General features: G+C 39.9%; 25 protein-coding genes. 24 read left to right on the plus strand and 1 reads right to left on the minus strand.

The genetic code is table 11. The features are described 5' to 3' along the window. The first annotated feature begins 272 nt into the window (after positions 1–272). From rpsU to IEW76_RS05040, 23 genes are all read left to right on the plus strand, one after another. Positions 273–446 carry a 30S ribosomal protein S21 gene (gene rpsU / locus IEW76_RS04930; RefSeq protein WP_036785757.1) on the plus strand — a complete coding sequence of 58 codons (174 nt, stop codon included), beginning with the start codon at positions 273–275 and terminating at the stop codon, positions 444–446. Between the two features lie 15 nt (positions 447–461). Further along, positions 462–908 (plus strand): GatB/YqeY domain-containing protein, encoded by a 447-nt coding sequence (locus IEW76_RS04935; protein WP_188651461.1) that lies wholly within the window; start codon positions 462–464, stop codon positions 906–908. 147 nt (positions 909–1,055) lie between these two features. Continuing rightward, positions 1,056–2,390, plus strand: a complete 1,335-nt coding sequence (locus IEW76_RS04940) for an NfeD family protein (protein ID WP_188651463.1) — start codon at positions 1,056–1,058, stop codon at positions 2,388–2,390. Between the two features lie 12 nt (positions 2,391–2,402). After that, complete coding sequence (gene floA, locus IEW76_RS04945; protein WP_036785767.1) at positions 2,403–3,392, plus strand: flotillin-like protein FloA; 990 nt, start codon at positions 2,403–2,405, stop codon at positions 3,390–3,392. A gap of 34 nt (positions 3,393–3,426) precedes the next feature. Next, positions 3,427–3,966 (plus strand): YqfB family membrane protein, encoded by a 540-nt coding sequence (locus tag IEW76_RS04950; protein ID WP_188651465.1) that lies wholly within the window; start codon positions 3,427–3,429, stop codon positions 3,964–3,966. Positions 3,967–4,046: 80 nt separating this feature from the next. Beyond that, a complete protein-coding gene (yqfC, locus tag IEW76_RS04955; RefSeq protein WP_188651467.1) occupies positions 4,047–4,334 on the plus strand; it encodes a sporulation protein YqfC in 288 nt (95 codons plus the stop codon). A gap of 16 nt (positions 4,335–4,350) precedes the next feature. Continuing rightward, the gene (yqfD, locus tag IEW76_RS04960) at positions 4,351–5,538 is read left to right on the plus strand and encodes a sporulation protein YqfD (RefSeq protein ID WP_188651468.1); all 1,188 of its coding nucleotides are present in this window, start codon (positions 4,351–4,353) and stop codon (positions 5,536–5,538) included. Positions 5,539–5,541: 3 nt separating this feature from the next. Then, on the plus strand, positions 5,542–6,501 hold the full coding sequence (locus IEW76_RS04965) for a PhoH family protein (protein ID WP_188651469.1): 960 nt from the start codon (positions 5,542–5,544) through the stop codon (positions 6,499–6,501). Between the two features lie 60 nt (positions 6,502–6,561). After that, positions 6,562–8,706, plus strand: a complete 2,145-nt coding sequence (locus IEW76_RS04970) for an HD family phosphohydrolase (RefSeq protein ID WP_229721123.1) — start codon at positions 6,562–6,564, stop codon at positions 8,704–8,706. Positions 8,707–8,708: 2 nt separating this feature from the next. Beyond that, positions 8,709–9,176, plus strand: a complete 468-nt coding sequence (gene ybeY / locus IEW76_RS04975) for an rRNA maturation RNase YbeY (RefSeq protein ID WP_188651470.1) — start codon at positions 8,709–8,711, stop codon at positions 9,174–9,176. Beyond that, entirely contained in the window at positions 9,151–9,522 is a 372-nt protein-coding gene (locus IEW76_RS04980) for a diacylglycerol kinase family protein (RefSeq protein ID WP_188651471.1), read from the plus strand. The genes ybeY and IEW76_RS04980 overlap by 26 nt, the downstream gene beginning before the upstream one ends. An 807-nt stretch (positions 9,523–10,329) precedes the next feature. Continuing rightward, positions 10,330–11,232 (plus strand): GTPase Era, encoded by a 903-nt coding sequence (era, locus tag IEW76_RS04985; protein WP_188651472.1) that lies wholly within the window; start codon positions 10,330–10,332, stop codon positions 11,230–11,232. Between the two features lie 95 nt (positions 11,233–11,327). Then, positions 11,328–11,474, plus strand: coding sequence for a YqzL family protein (locus tag IEW76_RS04990; RefSeq protein WP_188651473.1), 147 nt, complete (start codon positions 11,328–11,330; stop codon positions 11,472–11,474). Positions 11,475–11,500: 26 nt separating this feature from the next. Beyond that, on the plus strand, positions 11,501–12,244 hold the full coding sequence (recO, locus tag IEW76_RS04995) for a DNA repair protein RecO (RefSeq protein WP_308422042.1): 744 nt from the start codon (positions 11,501–11,503) through the stop codon (positions 12,242–12,244). Between the two features lie 261 nt (positions 12,245–12,505). Then, entirely contained in the window at positions 12,506–13,135 is a 630-nt protein-coding gene (gene ccpN, locus IEW76_RS05000) for a transcriptional regulator CcpN (protein ID WP_188651477.1), read from the plus strand. Between the two features lie 19 nt (positions 13,136–13,154). After that, positions 13,155–13,961, plus strand: coding sequence for a pyruvate, water dikinase regulatory protein (locus IEW76_RS05005; RefSeq protein ID WP_188651479.1), 807 nt, complete (start codon positions 13,155–13,157; stop codon positions 13,959–13,961). Between the two features lie 503 nt (positions 13,962–14,464). Next, complete coding sequence (dnaG, locus tag IEW76_RS05010; RefSeq protein WP_188651481.1) at positions 14,465–16,288, plus strand: DNA primase; 1,824 nt, start codon at positions 14,465–14,467, stop codon at positions 16,286–16,288. Between the two features lie 36 nt (positions 16,289–16,324). Beyond that, entirely contained in the window at positions 16,325–17,449 is a 1,125-nt protein-coding gene (gene rpoD, locus IEW76_RS05015; protein ID WP_188651484.1) for an RNA polymerase sigma factor RpoD, read from the plus strand. Positions 17,450–17,550: 101 nt separating this feature from the next. Further along, a complete protein-coding gene (locus IEW76_RS05020; RefSeq protein ID WP_188651486.1) occupies positions 17,551–18,087 on the plus strand; it encodes a hypothetical protein in 537 nt (178 codons plus the stop codon). 101 nt (positions 18,088–18,188) lie between these two features. Further along, on the plus strand, positions 18,189–18,572 hold the full coding sequence (gene cccA, locus IEW76_RS05025) for a cytochrome c550 (RefSeq protein ID WP_188651488.1): 384 nt from the start codon (positions 18,189–18,191) through the stop codon (positions 18,570–18,572). An 823-nt stretch (positions 18,573–19,395) separates the two neighbouring features. Continuing rightward, complete coding sequence (locus IEW76_RS05030; protein WP_188651490.1) at positions 19,396–20,106, plus strand: tRNA (adenine(22)-N(1))-methyltransferase; 711 nt, start codon at positions 19,396–19,398, stop codon at positions 20,104–20,106. After that, entirely contained in the window at positions 20,099–21,220 is a 1,122-nt protein-coding gene (locus IEW76_RS05035) for a Nif3-like dinuclear metal center hexameric protein (RefSeq protein ID WP_188651492.1), read from the plus strand. The genes IEW76_RS05030 and IEW76_RS05035 overlap by 8 nt, the downstream gene beginning before the upstream one ends. Positions 21,221–21,237: 17 nt before the next feature. After that, positions 21,238–21,735 carry a carboxymuconolactone decarboxylase family protein gene (locus IEW76_RS05040; RefSeq protein ID WP_188651494.1) on the plus strand — a complete coding sequence of 166 codons (498 nt, stop codon included), beginning with the start codon at positions 21,238–21,240 and terminating at the stop codon, positions 21,733–21,735. 37 nt (positions 21,736–21,772) lie between these two features. Here IEW76_RS05040 and IEW76_RS05045 read toward each other — a convergent pair whose 3' ends face one another. Beyond that, positions 21,773–22,720 (minus strand): 4-hydroxy-3-methylbut-2-enyl diphosphate reductase, encoded by a 948-nt coding sequence (locus IEW76_RS05045; protein WP_188651496.1) that lies wholly within the window; start codon positions 22,718–22,720, stop codon positions 21,773–21,775. A gap of 206 nt (positions 22,721–22,926) precedes the next feature. Between IEW76_RS05045 and IEW76_RS05050 the strand changes: the two genes are divergently transcribed. Continuing rightward, positions 22,927–24,255, plus strand: coding sequence for a DEAD/DEAH box helicase (locus tag IEW76_RS05050; protein WP_188651498.1), 1,329 nt, complete (start codon positions 22,927–22,929; stop codon positions 24,253–24,255). Positions 24,256–24,269 lie beyond the last annotated feature (14 nt).

Raw genomic sequence — 24,269 nt, forward strand, 5'->3', positions numbered from 1 at the left:
GGTGATTTACACACTTCGATCCGAGTGTCAAACAAGAAGGATGACCCAATTTATCGAAATTAAGCATTACCCTCTATCTTGCTTGCTCAACTTATGTTAAAGTGGATGATATGACAGAGCAACGACAATATAATTCTCCGAATGATCCGATCCTTAATAAAAATAGTTGAATCTGTCTGGAGAATGGTTTATAATTGTCAAAGGCATGTGAGGAAAAGATACTCACGTGTTCATTGAAACTGTCTTTTTTGCTTTGGAGGGAGGGTAATAGCATGTCAAACAACACTCGCGTGCGTAAAAACGAGTCTCTTGAAGATGCTCTTCGTCGCTTCAAGCGCAGCGTATCTAAGAATGGTACACTAGCTGAGTATCGTAAGCGTGAACATTACGAGAAGCCTAGCGTCCGTCGTAAGAAGAAATCAGAAGCCGCTAGAAAGCGTAAGTAAGAGGGTGTAAGGTAGATGTCATTACTTGAGCGTCTAAACCAAGATATGAAAGAGGCTTTACGTAACAAAGAGAAAGAAAGACTATCCGTCATACGTATGGTGAAGTCTTCTTTACAAAATGAAGCTTTAAAACTTGGAAAAGATGAATTGACTGAGGAAGAAGAATTAACTGTTTTGTCTCGAGAGATAAAGCAACGAAAAGATTCCCTCCAAGAGTACAAAAGTGCAGGTCGTGACGATCTTGCGCAAAAAGATGAGAGAGATATTGAAATCATTCAATCATATATGCCCCAACAGCTTTCTGAAGATGAATTAGATGCTATCGTTCAAGAAACGATTGCAGAAGTCGGTGCATCTTCTAAGCAGGATATGGGCAAAGTGATGAGTGCCATTATGCCTAAAGTAAAAGGCAAAGCGGATGGCTCTCTAGTTAATAAATTTGTACAAAAACATTTATCTTAAACACGAACCGCCTTTTTAATAAGGCGGTTTTTTTCGTATGATTGGCTTTTTTCATGGATGTAGGATAAAATGCATATAAAAATTTTTTATCATGAAACGTTTAGTTCTTCTAACTCGTATATAATAAGAGAGAAAGGGGGGGGAAGTATGAGGAGGATACTAAGGTATGCTATGGTTTTCTCGCTGTTGATGTTAGTGTTGGTGTCATTTCTTAGTCCCGCGAGCTCCGCAGATGGAAAAGGAGAAACGGTATATGTTGTTCCTATTACAGAAACGGTGGAGAAAGGACTTGCTTCTTTTTTAAAGAGAAGTGTAAATGAAGCAAGAGAACGGGATGCGGACCACATCATTTTCGAAGTAAACACCCCTGGTGGCAGGGTGGATGCAGCGGCTGAAATAGCAAATTTGTTTCAGTCCATTGAAATCCCGAATACCGCCTATGTTGTTCAGGAAGCCTTATCTGCAGGCTCATACATATCACTAAATGCTGATCAAATATATATGAAGCCAAATACAACCATGGGCTCAGCAGGTGTTATCACGTCAGATGGGAATGCAGCTAGTAAGAAAGCGCAATCTGATTGGGTAAAGAAAATGCGTACAGCAGCCGAATTGAATAATAGAGATCCGTTATATGCAGAAGCGATGGCTAACCCAGATGTTGATTTGCCGAAATATAAAGCAGGAAAAGGGAAATACCTGACCCTAAGTGCAGCGGAAGCTCTAGAAGTAGGGTATGCAGAAGGGGTGGTTGATTCAAGAGAACAATTGTTATCAGAACTTGGATTATCGGACTCTGAAATCATTACGACTAATCCTACGTTTACTGAGCGTCTGGCTCGTTTGATTACTCATCCTGTTGTCGTTCCTATATTGCTTTCTGTAGCTAGCTTGGGGTTTGTTGCAGAACTTTATTCCCCTGGATTTGGTATCGCTGGATCCATGGGTCTACTCGCTTTAGGGTTGTTCTTCTATGGACATATGATTGCAGGACTTGCAGGTTATGAAGCGATCATCTTATTTGGTTTAGGAGTTGTGTGTATCGTTCTAGAGTTCTTTGTCCCGGGTGGAATTCTCGGGATTATTGGAACAGGTGGAGTGGTAGGTTCCTTGTTTATGTCTACGGATGACATAGGTCATATGACGATGAGTCTCCTCATTGCTATTATTGTGGCGATTATAGGCTCTGTTATCTTATTTAAGACGATAGGATTTGATAAAGGGTTCTTGAGAAACATCGTTTTAAGTGACTCTACTTCCTCAGAGAAAGGCTACCTCTCATCTAATAATAGAGAGGATCTCATAGGAAATATAGGTAAAGCTGTTACGCCACTAAGACCATCTGGTACTGGGATATTCAACGATGAAAGAGTTGATGTTGTAACAGAAGGTAGTTTCATCTCTACAGGAGCAAGTATCAAAATTGTAAGAGTAGAAGGATCTCGGATTGTTGTTCGAGAAGTAAAACAAGAAAAAGAATAAGGGGGAATACTTATGTTATCAGAAGGTTTAGTACCAATTATATTTATTGCAGTGATTATTATAGCGCTTGCTGTATTGTTCACGTTTATTCCAATCATGCTATGGATTAGTGCTTTGGCAGCGGGCGTTAGAATCAGCATCTTTACACTCATTGGAATGAGATTACGTCGAGTCGTTCCAAGTCGCGTTATTAATCCGTTGATTAAAGCGCATAAAGCTGGTGTGGATGTAGATACAAATCAGCTTGAAAGTCACTACCTTGCAGGCGGGAATGTTGACCGCGTGGTAAATGCACTTATTGCAGCTCAACGCGCTAATATTGAATTAAGTTTTGAGCGTTGTGCGGCCATTGACTTAGCTGGTCGTGATGTATTAGAAGCTGTTCAGATGAGCGTTAACCCGAAAGTGATTGAAACACCATTTATTGCTGGTGTAGCAATGGATGGAATCGAAGTGAAAGCAAAAGCTCGTATTACCGTTCGAGCGAATATTGATCGTCTTGTCGGGGGCGCTGGTGAGGATACCGTTATTGCTCGAGTAGGTGAAGGTATTGTTAGTACTATTGGTAGCTCTAAGGACCATAACCAGGTATTAGAGAATCCGGATCGTATTTCTCAAAACGTATTAAGTAAAGGTCTTGATGCTGGAACTGCTTTTGAGATCTTGTCCATTGATATTGCTGATATTGATATCGGAAAGAACATTGGTGCAATCCTTCAAACGGACCAGGCTGAAGCCGATAAGAATATCGCTCAGGCTAAAGCAGAGGAACGTCGTGCCATGGCGGTTGCGCAAGAACAAGAAATGCGCGCACGTGTTCAAGAAATGCAAGCGAAAGTTGTGGAAGCCGAAGCAGAAGTTCCGCTTGCTATGGCCGAAGCGTTGCGCTCAGGTAATATAGGTGTTATGGATTACTACAATTTGAAGAATATCCAAGCAGATACCGATATGCGTGATGTGATTGGAAAGATGAATAATGAAAATGAAGAAGAGGACAAATAGAGCTTGAAGTCCTATTTAGGAGGACTGATTACGAATGGGAGATATTTTTGATCTCATCTTTAGCAACATAGGAATTTTGCTACCGATTATTTTCGGTGTTTTTGCCTTCCTCACTAATTTAGGTAAGGATGATGAGCAAAAGGAGCAAAAAAAGAAACCTGTGCAAAATCGTCCAGCTCAAGAAGGGGGAACCCCTCCGTCTTCCCCTCAACCTTCTGGAGATCGAGAAAAGGTGAAAGATTTAAAAACGTACGCAGAAGAGCAAAGAGAGCGTTACAGGAGCCTTCAACGTGAACAAAAGGCTGAAGGGTCAGGAGCGAAGAAACGAGACGAGAAAGCCTTTAAAGGCGAAATCGGAGGAGAACATGACGCGATCCCAGATCAACCAACTCAACCAAGCTATCAGAGGGATGAAAAAGTACCTTATCGTAAGGATAGTAAACCACAACCCTCTGTAAAAGTAAGTGGTTTGCAAAACGTATCAAAAAAGAAGCTTGCTGAAAGTATTGTTATGGCTGAAGTGTTAGGAAAACCCCGTTCAATGAATCCTTACCGATCCCATTTAAAAAAATAAAGCCTTAGTGAAAGCACGAAATGTAGTGATACATTTCGTGCTTTTTTCATAGATATGTATGTGAGAGGGGGCACACTCGAATGAAAAAATGGCAACAACGTATAGGGAATTGGCTATCGCAACAACTTGATTTACCAACTGATGTCATCCTCGAACTACCAAGAATAACAACCATTGGACAAATACATGCATATGTGGAAAATCATAAGGGATTAATCTCTTTCTCTGATGAGGAACTACGCTTGAAATTGAAGCAAGGGCAGTTGTTAATCAAAGGGAAAGGGTTTGTGCTTCGCATGATGCTCCCAGAAGAGATCTTGCTTGAGGGGACCATTCATGAAGTGACCTTTATAGATCAAAATGGCTAACGGTTAGGAGGTAAGTATGAAAATTACGCAAGGGGTTTTCTTCACAGGGTACACGACGCTTAGGATTGAAGGTAAATTTCCGGAGTTCTTTCTCAACCGTTGCGTTGAGAATGGAATTTCAGTTTGGAATGTGAAAAAGATAGACGAGTTTACATGTGAAGCCAATGTGCGTTTGGAAGATGTACCGGTACTAAAAAAGTTGCGAAGTCAATTAGATTATAAAATCCGCTTCAGGAAGAGGCATGGTCTTCCTTTCTTGCTTCGTTCTCTTTTAAAAAGAAGATCGCTTGTAGCGGGTTTTGTGCTTGGGATGATTGCCATTTTCCTTCTTTCGAACATGGTGTGGGGCATTAAGATCGAAGGGGTTACACCAGAGGTTGAGTATAAAATTAAAGAGAATTTAAAAGACTATGGAATTAAACGAGGGGCGTGGAAATTTACGATTGAAACCCCTGGCCAAATGCAACAAAAACTTTTAGCTGATGTACCTGAACTTTTGTGGATCGGCGTCACTGAAAAGGGTACGACCTATCACTTAGAAGGTGTAGAAAAAACGATTGTTACAGAACCAGAGGAAGGTGGTCCACAAAGCCTTTATGCCCGTAAAAAAGGAATTATTGTAGATATGTATGTTGAAAAGGGAGAACCGGCGGTTGAACTGAATGATTACGTAGAATCTGGAGATTTACTGGTTTCGGGAGCGATAGGACGAGAAGAAGAGCCGACACTTGTCCATGCTGAAGGTGAAGTTATTGCAGAGACATGGTACAAAAGTGAAGTTGTTGTTCCTCTGAATGTGCAATATGAAGTCATTACGGGTGAGAAAGAAACGCACTATGGTGTGCAGCTAGGGGGCGTAAGAGTGCCGCTCTGGGGATTCAAAGAACCTGAGTTTAAGCGTATGCATGAAGAGGAATATAATAAACCATTCTATTTATTTAAATGGGAATTACCAATTAAATTCTCTTCTAAAGAGATCTCTGAAGCGGAATTGTATAAAGAATCCCGAACAGATGAAGAAGCCCTGCAAATAGGGGTAAAACAAGCTGAGATGGAATTAAAACAGAAGATCCCACAAAATTCCAAAATTATTACCCAAAAAGTTTTGCACCGTCAGAAAGAGAATGGTAAAGTAAAATTAATCCTATATTTTAAAGTTCATGAAGATATTTCTAAACCTCAACCTATCACTCAAGGAGACTGAAGCATGCAGGAAGATTTACGTACAATCGACATTCAATTAGATAATCCGAATGAAGCGTTAGCCTTATTTGGGACAGGCGATCGTAATTTGAAACAAATGGAATCTCAATTAAGTGTATCCATTGTTACGAGAGGCGAACATGTAAGTGTATCAGGGAACAAAGAACATGTCATGTTGGTAGAGAAAGTGTTTCATGCGTTGCTTACGATCATTCGTAAAGGATTAACGATCTCTGAGCGTGATGTGATCTATGCCATTGACTTGGCTAAGAAAAACGAACTTCAACAGTTTGAAACGTTATTTGAAGATGAGATCATCCGAAACGCAAAAGGAAAACCTGTTCGAGTTAAAACACTTGGTCAACGAAATTACGTTTCTGGAATGAAAACTCATGATCTAGTGTTTGGGATAGGGCCTGCTGGAACCGGTAAAACCTATCTTGCTGTCGTTATGGCTGTACAGGCACTAAAGAATAATGAAGTCAAACGTATTATATTAACAAGACCAGCCGTTGAGGCTGGCGAAAGTCTGGGCTTCTTACCAGGAGATCTTAAAGAAAAGGTAGATCCTTACTTAAGACCTTTATACGACGCCCTGCATGATTTGTTTGGGACGGAGCATACTGCTCGATTAATGGAGCGTGGAACGATTGAGATTGCTCCTCTAGCTTATATGCGAGGTCGAACATTGGATGATGCATTTGTAATCTTAGACGAAGCTCAGAATACCACACCAGAACAAATGAAAATGTTTATTACAAGGCTTGGTTTTGGTTCTAAAATGGTTATCACTGGGGATATCACCCAAGTAGATTTACCAAAAGGCGTTACTTCAGGGCTAAAAGCTTCAGAAAAGCGCTTATCTGGTATTAAAGGTATAGCCTTTTCCTATTTAGAACAATCAGATGTAGTTCGTCACCCACTTGTTCAGCGAGTTATTGATGCATATGAAGATGAACAGTAAGTAGAAAGACCCTTTTTTAAGGGTCTTCTTTCTATGTATAAGATAATGGAGGGGAATTCGGTGAGAAACTGGTGGAATCAGTTCATCAAGGGGAATGTTTTTCAGAATGTGTGGATCACCATTGGAGTATCTATGACCATCCTGGCGCTGGTCATTTTTTTACTTGCCTTTTCAAATGTTCAAACGAAAACCTACGATGTTGATAGATTGGATACGGCTAAAGATACGATTCTCTCTCCGATTAATGTAGAAGATAAAGATAGAACGCAGGAAAAACGAGATGAAGCTATGGAATCTGTCGAAGACGTGTACACCATTAGAAATTTCATCACGAATACCCGCATTAATTACATGGAAGAAATATTTAACGCAGTTGAAGTGATTGATAAACAAGAGGAATCAGAAAACCAATCAGTAGATGTCACTGAATCCGATAAAGTAGAAAATGATGTTGAAAAACTTCAATCTATGCTATCTGAAGACATAACAAATCAGGTTAACCCCGAGGTTCTTGAGCGCCTGCTAGATGCACCAGCTGATCAGCGGAACGTGGCAGAGGAAATGCTTTCTAATGCGCTTAAAGACGTGTTACATTCTGGTGTGAGAGAAGAGGATGTTGGCTCATCTATTGAAACGGTAAAGAATGAGTTACAGTACAAGAGTTTTGATCCTGACCTCAAAGAGGCTGTGCAATCGCTAATAGAATTTTTGATTGTTCGTAATTCATTTATCGATGAAGATAAAAAAATCCAGGCTCAAAACGAAGCAGCTAATGATGTTGCCCCGGTTATGATAAGGCAAGGGCAGGTGTTGGTTTTTCAAGGGGAAACGATTTCCAATGATATATATGAACGGTTAAAATTAGTCGGGTTATTAGATGGGAAAAGCAACTGGTATCCTTATTCAGGTCTAATTTTATTAATCATTCTTTCTGTTGGAGTCCTCCTCTATGAATTAAAAAGAATGACCCAGACTGAAGGTTTGGATAATGGTAAAGTGATAGCCATTCTTTTTATTAGTATCTTAGTCTTTCTTATGATGAAGCTTGGGAGTGTTTTTCAATCTTCAATTGATGATTTGTATTATGTTGTACCCGTTGCTGCTGGAGCGATACTGTTAACGCTTCTCATACATGAACGAATGGCTATATTTTTAAGTGTTATTTATGCGATTTTTGGTACAATCTTTTTTAATCAGCAAATACCCGGGACATTAAATGTTGAAGCAGGCATATATTTTATGTTCTCACAACTAGCCGCGATTATATTTCTTCATAATGTAAAAGATAAGACCTCTATACTTAAAGCCGGTTTCGGGGTTACGGTTGTGAATATTGTTCTTGTTATGGTTTTCGTATTACTGACCTATGAGCCAATTTCACTTTCTGGGACTACGATAACGGTTGGCTATGCGGTTCTATCCGCTTTTTTGTCTTCTGTTCTCACATTTGGATTATTGCCATTCTTTGAAGCGGGATTGGGCATGCTATCAGATACACTGTTGATCACGTTGTCTAACCCTAATCATCCTCTGCTTCGAAAAATATTGACGCAAACCCCTGGGACGTATCATCATAGTGTGATGGTAGCGAATTTAAGTGAATCAGCTTGTGAGGCCATAGGAGCGAACGGTTTATTGGCTCGAGTTGGGGCTTATTATCATGATCTGGGTAAGACGAAAGAGCCGCAGTACTTTATTGAAAATCAAATGGGGATGAAGAACCCTCATGATTTGCTTGAGCCTCAGAAAAGTGCGGAAATTATTATTGCACATCCTTATACTGGGGCTGAAATGCTACGAAAACATAAGATGCCAACAGAAATTATTGACATTGCAGAACAACACCATGGTACAACGCTTTTAAAGTATTTCTACCACAAAGCAAAACAAGAAAACGACAATGTCGAAGAAGTTAACTATCGCTATCCAGGGCCTAAACCACAGTCAAGCGAAGCAGCAATTGTGTGTATATGTGATTCGGTAGAAGCGGCTGTCCGCTCTCTTAAAACACCTTCACCAGAAGACATTGAAAACCTGGTTCATTCGATTATCATTGACCGTCTTTTAGATGGACAATTGTCGAATAGTCCTTTAACATTAAAAGACCTAGAACGTATACAAACAGCGATTTGTGAGACGTTACAAGGTATATTTCATTCAAGAATTCAATATCCAGAAACTAAAGCGGCCGTAAAGGAGGCATAAACATGTACATTGATTTTCACGATGAAACGAACTCTGTAGAAGAGGATTACATTGATTTAATTCAACGCATCTTAGATTTCGCCTCAAACCAGGAGAATGTAACAGATGAAGCCGAGCTATCGGTATCTTTTGTTGATAACAATGAAATTCAAATCATTAACCGAAACTACCGTCAAAAGGACGAACCAACTGACGTGATCTCTTTTGCTATGCAAGAAGAAGGAGATGGGGAAATGAAGATCATGGGAGCGGAAATGCCACTTCTCCTCGGAGATATTGTCATTTCTGTTGACCGAGCAAAGGAACAGGCTGAAGAATATAACCATACTTATGAGCGTGAACTTGGCTTTTTAGCTCTTCATGGTTTCCTACACTTGCTTGGGTATGACCATTTGAACGAAGAGGACGAAAAGAAAATGTTCTCACGCCAAGAGGAAATCTTACATGAGTTCGGGCTCAAACGAAACTAAAAAAAAGAAGTTGATTGGCTTTTCCTTTGCTTTTCAAGGTCTGTGGGAAGTTCTGAAGACAGAAAGAAACTTTAGGATTCATTTATCTGTATCGGCCATTGTCGTTCTTGCTGGTTTGTTTTTTGACTTAGCTGCCTGGGAATGGGTAGCGGTCATTACAATTATGGCAATGGTAATCATATTAGAAATGATTAATTCGGTAATTGAACGAATTATGGATTTCTTATCGCCAGAACAACACCCCCTTGTAGGGGAAATTAAAGATATATCAGCTGGAGCGGTACTCGTTGCCGCGCTGGCCTCTGTTATTATTGCGTGTATTATATTTCTTCCTAAACTATTCTAAGAAGACCTGGGAACTCTTTTTCCAGGTCTTTTTTTATTTGGTGGAGGTCTTGAAGATTCTAAACTGAGAGAATGTTTCCGTAAGCGTTATTGGAGCGTAAGGTGATTCGGGAAATCACTCGCTTTCCGCGGCGAGCTGGGGAGCCTCCTCAATCGCTCCGCGATTTCCGGGGTCTCCCCTAGATTGAAAAGTGCAGGCGTGGTGCCTAGGACCGTACGGATAAGACAGCTTTTTGGAAAAGGCGTTTAGCCTTTGGAAAAAAGGTGACTTATCACGCTAGGTCCTCCACGCCGGAACTAGACTGGCTCCTGCTGCCGCAGGAGTCTCGCAATTTCCCGAACCACCTTTGCTCTATATGGTGTAACGGAAACATGCGATATAGCAATATCTTCAACCTTCACTCGCGGGGCCGTTCGCAAAATAATAGCCAGGGGTGTCTGGGGAACGGGGAGACTCCTGCGGGAGAAAGAGGTCGACGAGACCCCGCAGGGTGCTTTCCCCGAGGAGGCTCGACAGCTCGCCCGCGGAAAGCGAGTCGTTCCCCAGACACCCCAAGCACTCAACAAACGTAACGACCCGATCTACACTAAGAAGGTATAATGAAACGATAGCGTTATAGTGAATGCAAAAAAAGGGGTGTGGGGGATCGAAATTTCGCATAATTTGTAGTGCGATGAATCCCTTTTGTTTTCTTGTAATTTCGTAACTGCTTTTGTCGATTGCATGAAATGAAGGTGAATTTGTAGTAAAATAGAAAAAAATCAAAGTTGATTTAAGGAATAATCATCAAAGCATGGAGGATACAACATGGAATCAGAATTCAAATCAGGATTTATATCCATTATCGGACGACCTAACGTAGGTAAATCCACATTTATGAATCGAGTAATTGGTGAGAAGATTGCCATTATGAGCGACAAGGCACAAACGACTCGAAATAAGATACAAGGGGTCTATACACAAGACGATGCCCAATTGGTATTTATAGATACGCCAGGAATTCACAAACCAAAACATAAACTAGGAAACTTCATGGTTAATGTAGCTGAGCAAAGCCTGAACGAAGTAGATCTTGTATTGTTTATGGTTAATGCTAAAGAAGGTTTTGGGCGTGGGGATGAGTTTATTATTAACATGCTTCAGAAAGTAAAACAGCCTGTCTTTCTCATTGTAAATAAACTAGATCAAGTTCATCCAGATGAGTTAATTAAGATCATTGATGAGTATCGTACAAAATACGACTTTGCAGAAATTGTACCCATTTCTGCGTTAGAGGGAAACAATGTAGATAACTTACTCAAACTCATGGTTGAGAAGATGCCAGAGGGGCCACAGTTTTACCCTGAAGACATGATTACTGACCACCCTGAACGCTTTGTTATCAGTGAATTAATCCGTGAGAAAGCATTACATCTAACAAGGGAAGAAGTCCCTCATTCGATTGCCGTTGTGATTGAAGGTATTGAAGAACGGGAGAATGAAAAGGTGAATGTGCAAGCTTCCATCATTGTCGAACGTTCTAGTCAAAAAGGCATTATCATTGGAAAACAAGGCTCTATGTTGAAAGAAATTGGTCAGAGAGCTCGTAAAGATATTGAATCTTTACTAGGTACGAAAATTTATTTAGAACTGTTTGTAAAAGTTCAAAAGGACTGGCGTAATCGCTCTAATCATCTACAAGAGTATGGATATCGACAAGACGAATATTAATTTGGAAAATATTAAGGTACATGAGTGTCATGCTTTACGGTCAATCTAAGATCAATCATACATTTTCTTAATCCAATAGAAAGGTGGGGTTTCTTGTGCTCGACTTTACATGGAAGGTTTTTAGTCAAACAGGAAACATTGAAACCTATTTATTATTGAAGGAACTAGAAACGACTGATAGTGAAGGTTCACAAGCTCGAGAACACAATGAAGATTACGCGGAATTTGATCCACAGTTGTAGAGAAAGAAGTTAGGTGAGTTAAATTGTTGGAAAAGGTAGAGGGGATTGTCATTCGAACAGGTGATTATGGGGAAACGAATAAAATTGTCACCTTGTTCACGCGAGAAAAGGGCAAAATTGCAGTAATGGCTAGAGGAGCAAAAAAACCTAAAAGCCGGTTAACTGCAATAACCCAACCGTTCGTGTATGCATCTTTTCTTGTACAAATGGGCTCAAATATGGGTACTTTGCAACAAGGAGAGGTGCTGTATTCCTTACGTTCCATTAGAGAAGATATCGTAAAAACGGCGTATGCTTCTTATATGGCAGAGCTAACTGATAAGCTGCAGGAGCAAAATAAGCCTGATCCATTTTTGTTTCAGCAGCTCTTACAAACATTTATTTGGATTACAGAAGATAAAGATCTAGATATTCTGCTGTTCATGTATGAAATGAAGATGTTTCGTAAAGGCGGCTTTGCACCTGAAGTTCACCGATGCGTGAATTGTGGGTCTGAAGAAGAGCCTTTTTCATTTTCTGTGCAAGAAGGAGGTATCTTGTGTACAAGGTGCCGTCATTTAGATTCTTACTCTTACGGACTTGCCCCGAATCTTTTGAAACTACTCCGCATTTGTCTAGAGGTCGACGTGACAAGAGTGGGGAACATATCCGTCAAACAAGAGAATAAGGACCGACTTAAACAAATGATATCAGAATACTATGATCGTTATGGTGGTTACTATCTAAAATCGAAAAAGTTCTTAAATCAGTTGGACTGGTTGAAAGATTAGCGTAATGTTTGACATTTGACGTACCGTTCAGTATTCTAGCTAAGCGCATAATGGATAACCATGAAAATAACTCGTCTTTATCCCTCGACGTTAGAGGTATAGAGACGAGGTTTTTCACTTTTTAGGGTTATAATTTGATAAGGTGTAAAAAGAACCTTTCGCTCTTCTCTAGGTTGATATGGGGGACAGTTCTTCCCACTCGATCTAAAATGAGATATAATATTTAAAATAGTATGACACATAGTAAGAGGTGGTGAAAAGGTGGATTTAACACAGCGGCAAGAACACATTATTGAGATTGTGAAAGAGAACGGTCCTATTACGGGTGAAAATATAGCGGAGCGTCTTAGCTTAACAAGAGCAACACTCCGCCCTGATTTAGCTATACTCACAATGGCGGGTTATTTAGATGCAAGACCAAGGGTTGGTTACTTTTATACAGGTAAGACTGGCTCTGAGCTTCTTACTGAGAAATTAAAAAAGTTTAAGGTTCAAGATTTTCAATCTATTCCCGTTGTCGTGCACGAGAATGTTTCTGTTTATGATGCGATATGTACCATGTTTTTAGAGGATGTTGGAACGCTTTTCGTGGTCAATGATCATGCCAAGTTAGTAGGTGTTTTATCTCGTAAAGATTTACTACGCGCAAGTATAGGAAATCAGGATTTACGGGAGATTCCCGTTCATATTATAATGACAAGGATGCCTAATGTAACGATTTGTTATAAAGAGGATTTACTTTTAGAAGCGGGACAAATGCTAATCGATAAGCAAATTGATGCACTACCTGTGGTGAAAAATGATGAAGATGGTTATGAAGTAATTGGACGACTAACAAAAACGAATTTAACGAAAGCATTAGTAGAACTAGGTCGTGATGAACGGATCTAAGATGTGAGGAGGGGAAAGAATGGGCAAACCAATTGTATATGTTGTGTCAGATTCAGTAGGAGAGACAGCAGAACTAGTTGTAAAAGCTTCTATAAGTCAGTTTAATAACAGTAATTTTGAAATCCAACGCATTCCGTATATTGAAGATAAAGCTACATTGAAAGAAGCGGTACTTCAAGCGAGAGATCACGAGGCAATGATTGGTTTTACACTAGTCATTCCTGAGTTCCGAGAATACTTATTGCAAGAAGCTAAAGCACATGGTGTAACAGCGATTGATATCATAGGTCCATTTATTGACCAAATCGAAAAACAGTACGGAAAGAAGCCTCGTTTAGAACCTGGTTTAGTGCATAAGTTAGATGAAGATTATTTTAAACGTGTCGAAGCCATTGAATTTGCGGTCAAATATGACGATGGTAGAGACCCAAGAGGAATCTTGAAAGCAGACGTTGTCTTGATAGGTGTCTCAAGAACATCTAAGACTCCATTGTCTCAGTACTTGGCTCATAAACGATTAAAGGTAGCCAACGTTCCAATCGTTCCTGAAGTCGATCCTCCTGAAGAGCTTTTTAAAGTAAATCCTTCAAAGTGTATTGGTTTAAAAATCAGCGCTGAGAAGTTAAATGATATTCGAAAAGAGCGCTTGAAAGCTTTAGGATTGGACGACCAAGCTACTTATGCTAATATGGAACGCATTCATCATGAGTTAGAACACTTTAATTCTGTGGTTGACCGTATAAATTGTGATGTAATTGATGTTTCAAATAAAGCTGTAGAAGAGACTGCTAATACAATTCTTAATCGTATCCATTCAAAATCGTAAAACAAAACACAGGTTGTGCGCCTGTGTTTTCTCTTGCATTTATGACGATATAGTGTAAAATTATCCGCTCTTTTAACAAAAAAATCGTGGTAATTGAATCTTTGTTGTATTATAATTGTATTTTGTGAAAAAATGTTTCTATGGTTTGCGTAAGGAAATAGTGGGGAATGGATGCTATGTCCCGTAATTTGAGTAGAAGGAATGACTTTTCAGAAAGTTAAAACTTATATTCTTAGAGAAGGAATCCTGACAGGAATGTAGAATACATGACTATAGCCGGCATCCTTCTAGGAATTGTCGAAAGATACCTATTTGGGAGTCTCTTAGTTCTAAAGTAACGGGGAGGTCATCAACATCTCACGTTTCTTACGGATTGAAGGGACAACAAAGTAATCATATGACCTAAGGACTAGTGAGGATTTTGTGCAAGACTTGAAAAATCTTGTCGAATATTGAAGGGATTTTATGTTCCTTCTAGAATAAAAAGTAAACATGGTGATTGTATGTCTAACCGCATTCCAGAAAATATCATCGAGGAGATTAGAAACTCCAACGACATTGTAGATGTTGTCGGTGAATACGTTCAACTTACAAAGAAAAGTCGGAATTATTTCGGCCTTTGTCCTTTTCATAATGAGAAAACTCCTTCTTTTTCCGTTTCTTCCGATAAGCAAATCTTTCATTGCTTTGGATGCGGAAAGGGTGGGAATGTTCTCACCTTTATTCGCGAGATCGAAGGCGTTTCCTTTCAGGAAGCGATCCGTATTCTTGCCGATAAAAGTGGCCATCATGTACCAGAACAGGACGCTGGTGATCAGGATCAATCTGATCCAAAGCATCAGGAAAATCAAACACTCCTTGAGGCGCATGGCTGGTTAACTAAATTGTACCATCATTTGTTGCGACATACAAAAGAAGGTAAAGATGGATATGAGCATCTGAAAGAAAGAGGCCTATCTGATGAAGTGATTGATGCTTTTCAGTTAGGGTTCGCTCCAAACTCTAAAGAATTTACAATGAAATTCCTAGAGAATAAAGGATTCCATCCTCAAACGATGGTTAAAGGAGGCTTGCTCTCATATCGAGAAGATGGTCATTACGGTGACCGTTTTAGAGGTAGAGTCATTTTTCCCATTCGAAACCATCAAGGGAAGACGGTTGCATTTAGTGGACGTAGCGTAAATGGTGGCGAGCCTAAATACTTGAATAGCCCAGAGACGGATTTATTCCAAAAAGGGAAGTTACTTTATAATTTCGATTTAGCTCGTTCAGAGATACGAAAACAAAATGAAGTCGTCTTATTTGAAGGACAAATGGATGTTATATCTGCTTACCAAGGTGGTATTAAACATGGTATAGCCACATTAGGTACAGCTATCTCAGAACCGCAGGCCAAGTTAATACGTAGGTATGTGGAACGGGTAGTTGTGTGCTATGATGCTGACAGAGCAGGCCAAGATGCATCGTATAAAGCTGCTAACCTACTGAAAAAAGTAGGGTGTGATGTACGAGTTGCACAAATGAAAGAGGGGTCAGATCCTGATGAATATATACGGTCACACGGAAGTGAAAGCTTTCGAAAACATGTACTAGATGCAGCAGTGACGTATATGGGATTTATGATAAACCACTTGAAGCAAGGGTTTAACTTAAAAAATGAAGGAGATCGGATTCAATACATCGAACGTGTGTTAGATGAGGTCTCTAAAATCAGTAAACCACTAGAGAGGGATCATTATCTTCGGGAACTAGCAGGCGAATATGATCTTTCAATTGATGTTTTAGAACAAGAAATCATAAATCGCCGAAAAAAGCAAGGGCTTGATAAGGATAAGAATCCTGAGACTAGCTATACTAATAATTACAAAGAAACTTCTAGAAAGAAACAGAAATTGCTTCCAGCATTTCATAATGCTGAACGGCAATTGATCTATTATATGATGCATGATGCTTCTGTGTCTTATAAGGTACAGGAACAATTGGGCGGAGCTTTTAATTTAAATGAGCATCAAGTCATTGTGACATATCTTTACGCTTACTATGAGGAAGGTTATGAAGCCAACCCTGGACAATTTATTGAACAATTACCAGATGCTTCATTACAAAGTTTAGTAAGTGAAATTGCTATGTTAAAGCTTCAACCTGACCTTAGTGATGCGGAAGTCAATGATTATATACGTGTCATTTCTAACAAAAGAAGTGAACAAGAGAGCATTTCATCGCTTGAACTGGAACAGAAAGAAGCTGAACGTCAAAATGATCCAGTGAGAGCAGCGCAAATCGCAATGAGGATCATTGAGTTGAAGAAGCAGTTAAAATCTCAATAGTTTGGTATAGAAGGAAGTTTGGAAGGAGGGGGACTCATGGCAGAGCAAAAGCAGCCATCAAGTTCAAAATCAACAGAGAATGAGCTAACCCTAGAACAGGCGAAGGAACAGGTGCTTGAATTAGGGAAAAAGCGTGGTATTTTAGCTTATGAAGAAGTAGCTGAACGCTTATCCAGTTATGAGCTAGATTCAGAAGCCATGGATGAGTTTTATGAATATCTAAGTGATCAGGGTGTCGAAATTATCGGTGACTCTGAAGCAGACCCAAGCATGAAACAACTGGATAAAGAAGAAGAGTTTGATTTAAATGATTTAAGCGTCCCGCCTGGGGTGAAGATCAATGACCCTGTACGTATGTATTTAAAAGAGATTGGTCGTGTGGACCTATTATCTGCTGAAGAAGAGATCAACCTTGCACAACGTATAGAAAATGGCGACGAAGAGGCTAAACGACGTTTAGCTGAAGCCAACCTTCGTCTTGTAGTAAGTATTGCGAAACGTTATGTTGGTAGAGGTATGTTGTTCCTTGATTTAATTCAAGAAGGGAACATGGGTCTGATCAAAGCTGTTGAAAAATTCGATTACCGTAAAGGTTACAAATTCAGTACGTATGCAACATGGTGGATTCGTCAGGCAATTACACGTGCTATTGCAGACCAGGCCCGTACAATTCGTATTCCGGTTCACATGGTTGAGACCATTAACAAATTAATTCGTGTGCAGCGTCAATTGCTACAAGATCTTGGTCGTGAGCCAATTCCTGAAGAAATCGCAGAAGAAATGGAACTCACACCGGATAAGGTAAGAGAAATCTTGAAAATTGCTCAAGAACCTGTGTCATTAGAAACTCCAATTGGTGAAGAAGATGACTCTCACTTAGGAGATTTCATTGAAGACCAGGAAGCTACCTCCCCATCTGATCATGCAGCTTATGAGTTGTTAAAGGAACAACTAGAAGATGTTCTTGACACATTAACGGATCGTGAAGAAAACGTTCTTCGCTTGCGCTTTGGCTTGGACGATGGCCGTACACGAACACTTGAAGAAGTGGGGAAAGTGTTTGGTGTTACACGTGAACGAATCCGTCAAATTGAAGCAAAAGCACTTCGTAAATTACGTCACCCTAGTCGTAGCAAACGATTAAAGGATTTCTTGGAATAGAGTAAATTGATAATGCCATAAACAACTCAGTCATTGTGTACCTAAACAGGTGCACAGTGGCTGTGTATTTTTTATCCTTGATTCTCAAGGGGTGTAGCGTATTGGAAGACACACGGAAACGAGTTATTGTAAAGGAAATTCAGTACTGGAAAAACCATCAGTTGCTTCCTAAGGAATATTGCGATTTCTTGCTTGCTTTATATACTGAAGGAGAGGAAGATATATCGTCAGATAAGAAAGCGTTTCCGCGTAGATCGTGGTTCACTTTCATCTGTGTTATGATTCTGTTATCGCTTCTTCCGAGTTCGTTTCTTGTCATTTATTTTACTGAAATATCCATGCTAATGCAAACCGGTTTACATTTGATTTTTTTCACCTTTACTGCATTTGGATATTGGTATTTTAAGAAGGCAAACTCCATTTATGTACATATCGCAATCATTGTTTTCTTATTAATTCTATTCATATTTTCTGTTTATCTAGTGCAACTAAGTGTTCAGCAAATGATTCTCCTTCATATAACTATTTTATTTAATTGTATATTATGGATATTTGCAGGAGTTTGGAAGAAAGTATTTTACCTTATTGCATCAGGTATTATAGGCATTGTAATGTGGCTATTATTTATCTTTTTTTAGAATTAACATCTTTTTCCCTTTTCTATAGTAGCGTTTTCAAGTAAAATATATGTAGTTTGTCCTAACCGTGGAAATGGGGATTACATAAGGAGGAAATAAGCATGAAACGAAACCCAGTTATGCCTTATGCTTTAATTGCTGTACTTGGTATAACCCTTATGATTATTATTGGTTTTGTAGGATTAAACCAAATGGATCAAGCGGAAGAAGGTAAAGAAGGCGAAGGGGAGAAAACAGCTCAAGAAGGTGGAAGTGGCGATGCAGGCGCTGCTAATCCTGAAGAAATTTACTCTCAGACGTGTGCAGGATGTCACGGGCAAGATCTATCAGGTCAAGTTGGACCTAACCTTCAAACCATCGGAAGTAAGCTTTCCAAAGAAGATATCAAAGGGATTATTCAAAATGGTCAAGGCGGAATGCCTGCTCAGAACTTGAATGCTGAAAAGACAGAAGCTGTAGCGAAGTGGCTATCTGAAAAGAAATAATGAATGAAGAAAAGCTTTCCGCTTTAGCGGAAGGCTTTTCTTTTTTATAGATGATAAACAGTCGGATGCACGCAACCTACTTTTAGTCCTTGCTAATGATTTGGGTATTAATTTTGAATACTCGAAGCTGAGACAATTTATTGTGTGTGGGGCCGTTATGTTTAATGAGAGTTTGGGGTGTCTGGGGAACGACTCGCTTTCCACGGGCGAGCTGTCGAGCCTCCTCATTCGCTTTGCTCATTCCGGGGTCTCGTCGACCTCTTTCTCCCATAGGAGTCTCCCCGTTCCCCAGACACCCCTTATCAAAAGTGGTAGAACGGCCCCGCTGCTTGAGTGTTGCTGTTGCTGCATTGAATCTACATTTGGCTTGTTTCCGTATCTCCTAATATAGAAAAGGAGGGCCTGGAAACTGCGAGACTCCCGTGGACGGCAGAAGAGTCAATCTAGTTCCGGCACCACACGATGTGGGGTCGTTCGATGTTGTCACAGGATGTGACGATCCTAGTCGAACTTTCTTTTATCCCTAGGCCCACGCCTGCACTTTTTTAATCTAGGTGAGACCCCGGAGTCCGGCTTTGCTGGGTGAGGAGGCTCACCAGCTCCCCGCATAAAAGCGAGTGGTTTCCGAGACCCACCTTACGCTCAATTAAAATAAACGGAAACATTCTCTCAACTTCGAGTCTTCTGCATAAGTGGGCTCATATGGAACACCTTGACTGGAGTCGTTTTATGTTGGAAAAGATGCTAACCTAGAAAATGTCTTGTACTTTTTATGCGTGGTGTGGTAAGACTATTAATAGATTTCAGTAAAGTGGTGAGATAATTGAAACAAACAGAACTTTCGAGAAGATTAAAAGCGGTAGCCTCATTTGTCTACAAAGGGGCTACATTTGCAGATATTGGTTCAGACCATGCTTATTTGCCTGCTTATGTGTGTGAGCGTGACCCTGATGCTCGAGCTATTGCCGGAGAGGTGAATGATGGTCCATTTCAGTCTGCTCAGTCCCATATCAACAAGCAACAGTTAAATGATAGGGTAACGGTCAGAAAAGGAAATGGTCTTGCTGTATTAAATGAGAATGAAGTTGAACTTGTAACAATCGCTGGAATGGGCGGAAAATTGATTAAGACCATTTTAGAGGAAGGCAAAGAAAAGCTAGGGAAGGTGCAAAGGATTATCGCCCAGCCCAATTTAGATGCTCAAGTCGTCCGTTTATGGTTCTTACATAATGGATATGAGCTTATTGAAGAGACAATTATTGAAGAAGATGGACATATCTATGAAGTCTTGATAGGGGATCGTAGTGAGGCTCCATGGAAGCCTTACGGGGTAGACCGTGAAAAAGAGCTTCTATTCGGTCCTTTTTTGCGAAAAGAACAGTCGGAACCGTTTATTTCTAAATGGCAAGGGGAAGCTGACAAATTACAGTTTGTCTTAAATCAAATGAAGCAGGCGAAGCAACCAGATCTCGATAAAGTGAAAGAATTCGAAACCCAATATAATTGGATACAGGAGGAGATCACGAATGAGTAAAGTAGCAACAGGTCAAGATATTATCAAATGGTTTGAAGAGTGGAGTCCTAAGCAGCTAGCTTTTGATGGAGATCCTGTGGGCCTTCATGTCGGGACATTGAATAAGAAGGTAAACAAGGTGATGGTAACGCTAGACGTATTAGAGAACGTGGTTGATGAAGCTATAGAGAACAATGTAGATTTAATCATAGCGCACCATCCATTGCTTTTTAAACCTCTAAAACAAGTGAGTCCAGATAATGAAAAAGGTAGGATTGTTCAAAAACTTATCAAACATGATATTACAGTTTACGCTGCTCATACGAACTTGGATGTAGCTTGGGGTGGCGTTAACGATGCTATGTGTGAAGCGTTAGGTGTAAGTGTTAAAGATGTGTTGATTGAAACAGAGAGAGAACGTCTTTATAAAGTTGTAGTATTTGTTCCACAAACTCATGAGAATGAAGTGAGAGAAGCTCTTGGAAATGCTGGAGCTGGACATATCGGAAACTACAGCCACTGTACTTTCCAAACACCTGGGGTTGGAGCATTTAAACCGGAAGTAGATACTGATCCTTACATAGGTACTCAAGGAGAGATAGAAAAAGTAGATGAAGTGCGCATGGAAACTATCGTACCCCAATCTGGATTGAAAACAGTCCTAAAAGCAATGGAAGAAGCCCATCCTTATGAAGAGGTAGCTTACGATGTGTATCCTTTAGAGCTTCAGGGTGAAAAGAAAGGGTTAGGTCGTTTGGCAGAATTAGATGAACCTATGACGCTTGAATCATTTGCCGAACGCGTAAAAGAAGCCTTTGACGTACCAGCTTTACGTTTAGTCGGGGATAAGAAAAAAATGATAAAGAATGTGGCCGTATTGGGGGGAGATGGAAATAAGTATATCTCTGCTGCTAAACGTAAGGGAGCAGATGTATTTGTAACTGGCGATTTATACTTCCATGTAGCACATGATGCTCTTGGGATGGGGTTAAATGTAATAGACCCGGGACACCATGTAGAAAAGGTTATGAAGAAAGTTGTGCATGATTTTCTTAAGGAGAAATTTGAACAAAAACAAATTTCAACAGACGTAATGATTTCAGAAGCTCATACAGAACCATTTCAGTTTATGTAAAAGGAGGCATGTGTACTATGCCATGGATTAAACCAGCTAAACAAAGTGAGATTAAACAAATGGAAGCTCTAAGTCATTTAGAACAACCGCTGCCTTTATTCAACAGACTTATTGCGAAAAGTCCTTCACTATTAGAAGCGTTTGCACCTGTTCAACAAGCTGTCAAAGAAACGTTTCTAACAGAAGTTCAACGCGAAACGCTTATCACTTTTGTTTCTATGCATAATGGTTGTGAATTTTGTAAGGAAAGCCATAGTCAGTTGTTGATCGAGCTTACAGGAGATAAAGATATACTTTCAAAGCTTTCTTCTTTTGAAGAAGGTTATTTCGATCAACCATTAACTTTGATGCTACGATATGCTCAGAAATTAATAGCTAAGCCAGTTCAAGTGGAAAAGAAAGATGTGGAAGCGTTAAAAAATGTAGGGTTATCTGATAAAGAGATTGTAGAACTGAATCACGTAATTGCCTATACAAGCTACACGAATCAAATATCAATAGGTCTTGGCTTATAAGATTAAAAAAGGATGCCACAATGGGCATCCTTTTTTGTTAGGCTTTTTTCGTTTTTACTTTAGGGAGAATCTTACGTTGTTCCACTTTGGAAGATCGCTCCCATGTATCTTCATTTGACGGGTCGAAGTTCTCAATAAACCGGATCACTTCTTTTACTAGCGGAGTTGGTGTAGAAGCACCAGCCGTAACCGCGACGGTTTCAACGCCTTCTAACCAATCAAGTTCAATTTCACTAACATCGGCTATTCTGTAAGCTGTGGTTCCTGCTTTCTCTTCCGATACTTGTTGAAGACGGCAAGAGTTGTTACTTCTTGGATCACCAACGACAAGAGTGAGGTCAGCCTCTCCTGCTTGTTCTGCTACTGCTTCCTGGCGAACCTGGGTAGCCATACAGATTTCTTGATGGATTTCGGTTTGGGGATACTTCTCTTTTACTTTCTCCATAATGTCGTAGACGTCCCATTGACTCATAGTCGTCTGATTCGTGACAAGGATCTTCTCGCTCGTTAATGATAGGTCTTCAATATCCTCCTCATGTTGAATGAGGTGCACGTGACCAGGGGCAACTCCTAGAGCACCTTCAGGCTCAGGGTGGCCTCGTTTGCCTATATAAACAATTTCATAATTTTCAGCTACCATCTCACGAATTAAATCATGTGTCCTCGTCACATCGGGACACGTAGCATCAAGGACGGTTAGTCCTTTTTCTTCGGCCCGCTTTTTCACTTCAGGTGATACACCATGAGCAGTGAAAATGACAGTTCCCTCATGAATATCTTCTAATAAATCTAAACGATTTTTACCATCTAACGTTACAACGCCTTCGTTCTCAAATGCATCAGTTACGTGCTGATTGTGAACAATCATACCTAAAATATATAAAGGACGAGGTAAGTTTGGATCCTTAGAGGCATTACGAGCTATGACCATAGCGTCAACTACTCCATAACAATAGCCTCTTGGAGCTATTTTAATGACTTCCATCTTTGTTCCCCCTCTTACTCCTCTTGAGTTCGAAAATATCATATCTCCCTCATATTATAAAGGTAAATGGGGCAGAATACAAAGTTAGACCATTCTTTGAGAGAGGAGACACTAAAAATCCTTAAGTGTAGCAGGAGTAAAGATGGTATAATAGAGAGAACTCTACTATAATGAAAAAGCAACAGTGATCGAAAAGGAGTACGAATATGACAGTACAAACATTTAAATCAATGGCTCTTACCAAAGAGATGATTGATATGGTGGATCAGTTAGGTTTCCATGAGCCTACACCGATTCAAAAGAAAGTAATCCCTTCTGTTTTAAGAGGAGAAAGTTTAATTGGACAATCACATACAGGTTCAGGGAAGACTCATTCTTATCTCATCCCTTTACTAAATGGAATAGATGTTTCGCGTAAAGAAGTTCAGACCGTGATTACAGCTCCTACAAGGGAGCTAGCGACTCAAATTTATGATGAAGTGCGTAAAATGGTGCAGCTATCTGAACATCGAGATGCTCTAAAGGCGAAGCTTCTAATAGGTGGCACTGACAAACAGAAAACGATAGACAAATTAAAAGAACAGCCTCAAATCATAGTCGGTACACCAGGGCGTATCCTTGATATGGTGCAGGAAGAAGCTCTCGATGTATATACAGCCTCTTCTTTTGTTATCGATGAAACTGATTTGATGTTCGATTTAGGTTTTATTGAAGATGTGGATCAAGTGCTTGTTCGTATGCAAGCTGATTTACAGCTACTCGTCTTTTCTGCGACGATTCCTGTAAAACTAAAGCCATTCTTGAAAAAGTACTTGGAGAATCCAACTTATATTCAAGCTGATGAAGAGAAGCCTTCTCCGGAGAAGATGGAGCATCGTCTCATACCACTTCGCCATAGAGATAAAGCAGATATGATTATAAGTATTACAAAGCTCATCCATCCTTATTTGGCTATTATATTTGCAAATAAGAAAGAACGGGCAAATGAATTAGCACAAGAACTGATGGATAAAGGTTTAGAAGTTGGGGTTATTCACGGTGGTTTAACACCGCGTGAGAGAAAGCGTGTAGTCAAAGATATTAAAAACTTGCGCTATCAGTATATTGTGGCAACCGATCTTGCTGCTCGTGGTATCGATATCCAGGGTGTTAGTCACGTCATCAATGCTGATCTACCGAAAGAAGAAGAATTTTATATTCACCGTGTAGGACGTACCGCGCGAGCTGGTCTTGAAGGTACAGCGATTAACCTGTACACGGAAACAGATGAACCTCTTATTAAGAAACTAGAGAATTCAGGCTTAACGTTTGATAGTTATGATATTAAGAAAGGTGAATTTGTCCCTGTTAAAGACCGAAATCAGCGTTCAACGCGTAAGATTGATGAGAACGATACAGAAAAAGAAGCATGGACACGCGTAAAGCGACCGAAAAAAGTGAAGCCTGGTTATAAGAAAAAAATGAAATATCAGCAAGAACAGATTAAAAAGAAATTAAATAAACAAAAAGCTAAGCAACGAAATAAGAAAAGATAATTTTTTATGTTTGC

Origin of the sequence: Pontibacillus salipaludis (assembly GCF_014642405.1) — a bacterium.
In the GTDB taxonomy this organism is placed as follows: domain Bacteria; phylum Bacillota; class Bacilli; order Bacillales; family BH030062; genus Pontibacillus; species Pontibacillus salipaludis.

Excerpts from the sequence above, each read along its gene's own strand:
- IEW76_RS05050 (WP_188651498.1), top strand. The coding sequence starts at position 22,927 with ATGACAGTACAAACATTTAAATCAATGGCTCTTACCAAAGAGATGATT.
- IEW76_RS04980 (WP_188651471.1), top strand. The coding sequence starts at position 9,151 with ATGAGTTCGGGCTCAAACGAAACTAAAAAAAAGAAGTTGATTGGCTTT.
- dnaG (WP_188651481.1), top strand. The coding sequence starts at position 14,465 with ATGTCTAACCGCATTCCAGAAAATATCATCGAGGAGATTAGAAACTCC.
- floA (WP_036785767.1), top strand. The coding sequence starts at position 2,403 with ATGTTATCAGAAGGTTTAGTACCAATTATATTTATTGCAGTGATTATT.
- IEW76_RS05035 (WP_188651492.1), top strand. The coding sequence starts at position 20,099 with ATGAGTAAAGTAGCAACAGGTCAAGATATTATCAAATGGTTTGAAGAG.
- yqfD (WP_188651468.1), top strand. The coding sequence starts at position 4,351 with ATGAAAATTACGCAAGGGGTTTTCTTCACAGGGTACACGACGCTTAGG.
- IEW76_RS04935 (WP_188651461.1), top strand. The coding sequence starts at position 462 with ATGTCATTACTTGAGCGTCTAAACCAAGATATGAAAGAGGCTTTACGT.
- IEW76_RS04950 (WP_188651465.1), top strand. The coding sequence starts at position 3,427 with ATGGGAGATATTTTTGATCTCATCTTTAGCAACATAGGAATTTTGCTA.
- IEW76_RS04940 (WP_188651463.1), top strand. The coding sequence starts at position 1,056 with ATGAGGAGGATACTAAGGTATGCTATGGTTTTCTCGCTGTTGATGTTA.
- IEW76_RS04965 (WP_188651469.1), top strand. The coding sequence starts at position 5,542 with ATGCAGGAAGATTTACGTACAATCGACATTCAATTAGATAATCCGAAT.
- rpsU (WP_036785757.1), top strand. The coding sequence starts at position 273 with ATGTCAAACAACACTCGCGTGCGTAAAAACGAGTCTCTTGAAGATGCT.
- IEW76_RS05045 (WP_188651496.1), bottom strand. The coding sequence starts at position 22,720 with ATGGAAGTCATTAAAATAGCTCCAAGAGGCTATTGTTATGGAGTAGTT.
- IEW76_RS05005 (WP_188651479.1), top strand. The coding sequence starts at position 13,155 with ATGGGCAAACCAATTGTATATGTTGTGTCAGATTCAGTAGGAGAGACA.
- IEW76_RS05040 (WP_188651494.1), top strand. The coding sequence starts at position 21,238 with ATGCCATGGATTAAACCAGCTAAACAAAGTGAGATTAAACAAATGGAA.
- cccA (WP_188651488.1), top strand. The coding sequence starts at position 18,189 with ATGAAACGAAACCCAGTTATGCCTTATGCTTTAATTGCTGTACTTGGT.
- yqfC (WP_188651467.1), top strand. The coding sequence starts at position 4,047 with ATGAAAAAATGGCAACAACGTATAGGGAATTGGCTATCGCAACAACTT.
- ybeY (WP_188651470.1), top strand. The coding sequence starts at position 8,709 with ATGTACATTGATTTTCACGATGAAACGAACTCTGTAGAAGAGGATTAC.
- era (WP_188651472.1), top strand. The coding sequence starts at position 10,330 with ATGGAATCAGAATTCAAATCAGGATTTATATCCATTATCGGACGACCT.
- rpoD (WP_188651484.1), top strand. The coding sequence starts at position 16,325 with ATGGCAGAGCAAAAGCAGCCATCAAGTTCAAAATCAACAGAGAATGAG.